Below are 6,669 nucleotides of genomic sequence, written 5' to 3'. Positions count from 1 at the left end.
GTCCCCGAGCCGCCGTCGATCATGAAGTTGTGGTCGCGACACGCCGGGGTGAGCGGCGACAACTTCATGATCGACGTTAGGTGTGGAACGGCGGCCGGGGGAGGGATCCCCCGGCCGCCGTTCTCTGATGCTCGGGTTACTGCTTGAGCATGTTGTCGAGCAGCAGGGCGCAACGGACCAGCCCGAGGTGGCTGTACGCCTGCGGGTGGTTGCCCAGCCCCCGCTCGGCGAGCGGGTCGTACTGCTCGGGGAGCAGACCCGTCGGACCGGCGGTGTCGATCATCTGGGCGAAGAGCTCCTCGGCGTCGGTGCGCCGACCGGTGCGCAGGTACGCCTCGATCAGCCACGCCGTGCAGATGTGGAAGCCGCCCTCCCGGCCGGGCAGGCCGTCGTCCCAGTGGTAGCGGTAGACCACCGGGCCGCTGCGCAGGTCGGCCTCGATCTTGAGCACGGTGGAGAGGAAGCGCGGGTCGTCGCCGGGGAGCAGCCCGGAGAGGCCGATCCAGAGCGAGGAGGCGTCCATGTCCTCGTCGCCGTAGGCGACGCTGTACGCCTCGGCGTGCTCGTGCCAGCCGTACTCCAGCACGTTGGCGGCGATCCGGTCGCGCAGCTCCACCCACTCCGGGCGGTCCTCGCCGCCGTGCTGCCGCACGACGTGCAGCGCACGGTCCACCGTCATCCAGCACATCACCTTCGAGAAGATGTGGTGCCGCGGTGGGAGCCGGGCCTCCCAGATGCCGTGGTCGGGTTCGTGCCAGCGACGGCTGACCGCCTCGACCATCGACTCCAGCACCCGCCACTCCGTCTCCCGGACCGAGCCGCGCAGATCGGCCACGGCGGCGATCAGGTCGGCGACCGGACCGAAGACGTCCAGCTGGAGCTGGTGGTTGGCGAGGTTGCCGACCCGTACCGGCCGGGAGCCGGCGTAGCCGGGCAGGGTGTCGATGACGGCCTCGGCGCCCAGCTCGTACCCGTCCACGGTGTAGAGCGGGTGCAGCCGTTCGGGGTGCCCGCCGGTGCGTTCGACGACGCCGTCGATCCAGCGCAGCAACCCCTCGGCCTCCTCGGTCGAACCGAGGTCGACGAGCGACCGCGCGCTCAGCGCGGCGTCCCGCAGCCAGCAGTAGCGGTAGTCCCAGTTGCGTACGCCGCCCAGCTCCTCGGGGAGCGAGGTGGTCGCGGCGGCCAGGATCGAGCCGGTGGGCTCGTGGCAGAGACCGCGGAGCGTGAGCGCGCTGCGGACGACGAGGTCACGGGCGGTGCTGGGCAGCCGGAGCGTCGACACCCAGTCCGTCCACGGCTGCTCGGCCGCGGCCTGCCGCTCGTGGATCGACAGCCGGTGGTGTTCCAGGCTCTGCGTGCCGAAGCGCATCTCCAGCACCACCTGACCGCCGACGGCGCGGAGGTCGACGACGGCCTTGGCGCTCTCGTAGACGCCGTCGCTGGTGATCTCCCACTCCACGCCGGGGGAGTAGAGCGCGATCGGCTCGTTCGAGCCGAGCACCAGCAGGCCGTCGTCGAGCGGTTGCAGCTGCACGGCGACCTGGCCGAACTCGGGCCGGGGGGCGAAGTCGATCCGCGCGCGCCCGGTGCCGGTGAGCACCCGGATCAGGGTGGAGTCGCCACCCATGACGGCCGGCCCGTCCGGGGTGGTCTCGCTGGCGGGCGTGTCCAGCCAGTCGGTGACGGTCAGGCCGGACCAGCGGGTCTCCACGGTCATCGTGCCGGGGCGGTAGCGCTGGCCCAGCGGGATGCCGCCCCGTTCGGGCGAGACGGTGAAGTGCCCGGCGGGGCTGCCACCGACCAGGTCGGCGAAGATCGCCGCCGAGTCCGGCTTCGGGTGGCAGAGCCAAGTGATCTTGGCTTCCGGCGTGACCAGCCCGACGGTACGGCCGTTCGCCAGCATCGAGTGCCGCTCGATCGGCACCGCCCGCTCGCCGAAGAGCCAGTGCCGGCGGGTCTCCAGCAGCAGCCCGAGGGCGCGCGCGGCCTCGATCGGCTCGGCGACCCGGTACTGGGCCTGGGTGTCGCCGGGGCCGATCTTGATGCCGACGTCCGGCCCGTGCAGGTTGCCGAACGCGTTCTCGTCGGTGACGTCGTCGCCGATGAAGAGCACCGCGCTGGCGGAGAGTTGGGTACGCAGCTGGTCGACCGCCGTGCCCTTGTGGGTGGCGACCACCGAGAGCTCGATGACCTCCTTGCCCTGGGTGACGGTGACGCCGTCCCAGCTCGCGGGGCCGCTGCGGACCGCCTCGATGGCGGCTGCGGCGATCTGCGGGTCCAGCCCGCGGGTGTGCACGGCGACGCTCGCCGGCTTGCGCTCCAGCCGGACGCCCGGATGGGCCGCGGCGATCTCGCGCAGCGCGTCCCGCAGCCGGGTACGGATCTCGATCAGCTCGGGCGAGAGCCGCTCGACGAAGCCGATGTCGAACTCGGAGCCGTGGCTGCCGACCAGGTGCACCTCGCTGGGCAGCCGGGAGAGCGCGGCCAGGTCACGCAGCGCCCGACCGGAGACCACCGCCACGGTGGTCTGCGGCATCGCGGCCAGCGCGCGGATGGCGGCCACCGACTCGGGCAGGGGCACGGCCTTGCTGGGGTCCTCGACGATCGGCGCCAGGGTGCCGTCGTAGTCACAGGCGATCAGGAGCTGCGGCACCCGGGCGATCCGGCCGATCGCGGTGCGTAGCTCCGGGTCCATGACGTCGGTGGCGACGCCACCGGGCAGAGTGGTGCTCACGCGGCCTCCGCCTCGGGGGCACCGAGCTCGGTGAGGAAGGACTGGGCCCAGTGGCCCACATCGTTGGTACGCAGATGGCGTTGCATCGTCCGCATACGGCGGCGTGCCTCCGGCTTCTCGACATGCACGGCCCGCAGCAGGGCGTCCTTGACCGCGTCGGGGTCGTGCGGGTTGCACAGGAACGCCTGGCGCAGCTCGGTTGCCGCGCCGGCGAACTCACTGAGCACGAGTGCACCGCCCTGGTCGGCGCGCGATGCCACGTACTCCTTGGCCACCAGATTCATTCCGTCTCGCAGCGGGGTCACCATCATGACGTCGGCAGCGACGTACAGCGCGGCCAGTTCGCTGCGACTGTACGACTGATGCAGATAATGCACCGCGGGCACGCCCACCCTGCCGAATTCGCCATTTATCCGACCAACCTCGCGCTCCACCTTGACGCGGAGGGCCTGGTAGTGCTCGACCCGCTCCCGGCTCGGGGTGGCGACCTGCACCATGACGGCGTCGGGGACGCTCAGCTTCCCGTCCGCCAGCAGCTCACGGAAGGCCTTGAGGCGTAGCTCGATGCCCTTGGTGTAGTCCAGCCGGTCCACGCCCAGCACGATCGTCCGGGGGTTGCCGAGCTCCTCGCGGATCTCCTTGGCCCGGGCCTGGACCGCCGGGTCGGCGGCCATCCGCTCCATCTCCCGGGTGTCGATCGAGATGGGGAACGCCCCGGCCTTCACCTGCCGGCCGTCGACCTGGATCATCTGGCCCTCGTAGCGCAGCCCGAGCAGGTGCCGGGCCAGCCGGACGAAGTTCTGGGCGGCCAGCCGCTGCTGGAACCCGACCAGGTCGGCGCCGAGCAGCCCGCGCAGGATCTCGGTGCGGAACGGCATCTGCATGAACAGCTCGATGGGCGGGAACGGGATGTGCAGGAAGAAGCCGATGCGCAGGTCCGGCCGGAGCTCGCGGAGCATCGCGGGGACCAGTTGGAGCTGGTAATCCTGCACCCAGACCGTCGCGCCCTCGGCCGCCACGTCCGCCGCGGCCTCGGCGAACCGGGCGTTGACCAGGCGGTACGTCTCCCGCCAGCGGCGCTTGTAGACCGGCGTCTCGACGGCGTCGTGGTAGAGCGGCCAGATCGTCGCGTTGGACTGGCCCTCGTAGTAGCGCTCGAGCTCCTCGCCGCTCAGCGGCACCGGATGCAGGTGGATGCCCTCCAGGTCGAACGGCTCCGGGGCGGCGCCGGTGCCGCCGGCCCAGCCGACCCAGGTGCCCTGGTGTTCGGCGAGGACGGGGTGCAGGGCGGTGACCAGCCCACCCGGGCTGCGTCGCCACTGCCGCCCCTCGGGCGTGCTCACCTCGTCGACCGGCAGGCGGTTCGCCACTACGACAAAGGAGCTGCGGACGGTCACGTTCGGCCACCTCCGGTGCTGGGCGGATCAACCGCATGGGCGTACTGAGCGTAGCTGCGAGGTCTGGGAGCCCGTGCCGGAGTTCCCTACCCGCTCCGCGCTCCCCGAATCACGCCGGTGATCTTGCCAACAGCCACCGCCCCGCCCGACGCCGGGGCGGCGGTCCGTCCCGAGCTGGCGCGACGCGCGCGGGAGCGCCGGGGCGGGGTGATGTGGGCGCGGCGTCGAATACCTGTCAGGATTGACGATGGCGTGCGTGCGGCCGGCCCGGCCGGTGGCCGCGGGAGTTCTCCCCGCGCCCTCGCCCGCCGGCTCCCAGTCGAAACCTACGGAGGTAGCCCGCACCGTGGCCCAGTTCATCTACGTCCTGGAGAAGGCGCGCAAGGCGCACGGCGACAAGGTCGTGCTGGACAACGTGACGCTGAACTTCCTGCCCGGGGTCAAGATCGGTGTGGTCGGTCCGAACGGCGCCGGTAAGTCCAGCCTCCTCAAGATCATGGCAGGGCTGGACCGGCCGAGCAACGGCGAGGCCCGGTTGATGCCCGGCTTCACCGTCGGCATGCTGGCCCAGGAACCCCCGCTCAACGACGCCAAGACCGTGCTCGGCAACGTCGAGGAGGCGGTCGCCGAGACGAAGGCGAAGCTGGAGCGGTTCAACAAGATCGCCGAGCAGATGGCAACCGACTACTCCGACGAGCTGATGGAGGAGATGGGCAAGCTCCAGGAGGAGCTGGACAACGTCGACGCCTGGGACATCGACTCCAAGCTCGAGCTGGCCATGGACGCGCTGCGCTGCCCGCCGCCGGACGCCGACGTCACCCAGCTCTCCGGTGGTGAGCGCCGCCGGGTGGCGCTCTGCAAGCTGCTGCTGGAGGCGCCCGACCTGCTCCTGCTCGACGAGCCCACCAACCACCTGGACGCGGAGAGCGTGCAGTGGCTGGAGCAGCACCTGGCCAAGTACGCGGGCACCGTCATCGCCATCACCCACGACCGGTACTTCCTCGACAACGTGGCCAACTGGATCCTCGAGCTGGACCGTGGCCGGGCCTACCCGTACGAGGGCAACTACTCCACCTACCTGGAGAAGAAGGCCGCTCGGCTGGCCGTCGAGGGTCGCCGGGACGCCAAGATGAAGAAGCGGCTCTCCGAGGAGCTGGAGTGGGTCCGCTCCAACGCCAAGGCGCGGCAGACCAAGTCCAAGGCCCGCCTGGACCGTTACGACGAGATGGCCGCCGAGGCGGAGAAGACCCGGAAGCTGGACTTCGAGGAGATCCAGATCCCGCCGGGCCCGCGTCTGGGCAGCACCGTCATCGAGGCGCGCAACCTCAGCAAGGGCTTCGGTGACCGGCTGCTGATCGACAACCTGTCCTTCTCGCTGCCGCGCAACGGCATCGTCGGCATCATCGGCCCGAACGGCGTCGGCAAGACCACCCTGTTCAAGACCATCGTCGGGCTGGAGCAGCCGACCGACGGCGACGTCCGGGTCGGCGAGACCGTGTCGCTGTCGTACGTCGACCAGAACCGCCAGGGCCTCGACGGCGACAAGACCGTCTGGGAGGTCGTCTCCGACGGGCTGGACCACCTCATGGTGGGCAAGGTCGAGATGCCCTCCCGGGCGTACATCGCGGCGTTCGGCTTCAAGGGGCCGGACCAGCAGAAGCCGACCAAGGTGCTCTCCGGCGGCGAGCGGAACCGGCTCAACCTGGCGCTGACGCTGAAGATCGGCGGCAACGTGGTCCTGCTCGACGAGCCGACCAACGACCTGGACGTGGAGACCCTCTCCAGCCTGGAGAACGCGCTGCTGGACTTCCCCGGCTGCGCCGTGGTCATCTCGCACGACCGGATGTTCCTGGACCGGGTCGCCACGCACATCCTGGCCTGGGAGGGCGACGACCAGAACCCGGCGAAGTGGTTCTGGTTCGAGGGCAACTTCGAGGCGTACGAGAAGAACAAGATCGACCGGCTCGGTGCCGAGGCGGCGCGCCCGCACCGGGTGACGTACCGCAAGCTGACCCGCGACTGAGCATGGCCGACCGGTTCGTCTACCACTGCGCCCTGCGCTGGTCCGACCTCGACGCCTTCGGTCACGTCAACAACTCGCGCTTCCTCACCCTCTACGAGGAGGCCCGGGTGGCGTTGATGTTCGCCGGCGCCCGGGCGTGGGGGGTGGACTCGTTCGCGGAGGGCGTGGTGATCCGCCGTCACGAGGTCGACTACCTGCGCCCGGTCGACTACTCGCTCGACCGGGCCACCGTCGAGGCCGCGCCGTCCGTACGCATCGAGCTCTGGGTGGAGGAGATCCGGGCCTCCCGGTTCACCGTCGCCTACGAGCTCTACGACGGCGAGGTGCTGGCCGGGCGGGCCCGCTCGGTGCTGGTGCCGTTCGACCTGGGCCGGCAGGTGCCGCGCCGGATCACCGAACGGGAACGGGAGTTCCTGCTGAACTACGCGCCTCCGGGCGGGTCCGCGTGACCCGCCCGGAGGCGGCGTCCCCGGCGTCCGGCGTCGGTGGCGCGGAGGGGGGCGGGCCGGAGG

The 6,669-nt window shown here is 70.8% G+C and carries 4 protein-coding genes; 2 read left to right on the top strand and 2 right to left on the bottom strand.

Translation table 11 applies throughout. From position 1 onward, the window contains the following. Window positions 1-136 precede the first annotated feature (136 nt). Window positions 137-2,698 (bottom strand): trehalose-phosphatase, encoded by a 2,562-nt coding sequence (gene otsB / locus E1211_RS29280; RefSeq protein ID WP_132353002.1) that lies wholly within the window; start codon window positions 2,696-2,698, stop codon window positions 137-139. A gap of 35 nt (window positions 2,699-2,733) precedes the next feature. Beyond that, the gene (locus tag E1211_RS29275; protein WP_132353000.1) at window positions 2,734-4,134 is read right to left on the bottom strand and encodes a trehalose-6-phosphate synthase; all 1,401 of its coding nucleotides are present in this window, start codon (window positions 4,132-4,134) and stop codon (window positions 2,734-2,736) included. Between the two features lie 346 nt (window positions 4,135-4,480). On the opposite strand from E1211_RS29275, the gene ettA reads away from it, so the two are divergent. Together ettA and E1211_RS29265 are read left to right on the top strand one after the other, a co-directional pair. Then, a complete protein-coding gene (gene ettA / locus E1211_RS29270) occupies window positions 4,481-6,157 on the top strand; it encodes an energy-dependent translational throttle protein EttA (RefSeq protein ID WP_132352998.1) in 1,677 nt (558 codons plus the stop codon). Between the two features lie 2 nt (window positions 6,158-6,159). Then, window positions 6,160-6,606, top strand: a complete 447-nt coding sequence (locus E1211_RS29265; RefSeq protein ID WP_132352996.1) for a thioesterase family protein — start codon at window positions 6,160-6,162, stop codon at window positions 6,604-6,606. Window positions 6,607-6,669: the final 63 nt, after the last annotated feature.

Source organism: Micromonospora sp. 15K316 (assembly GCF_004348525.1).
Lineage (GTDB): Bacteria > Actinomycetota > Actinomycetes > Mycobacteriales > Micromonosporaceae > Micromonospora.
The sequence above is the reverse complement of the archived record's forward strand: the minus strand, read 5'-3'. Positions and strand labels throughout refer to the sequence as shown.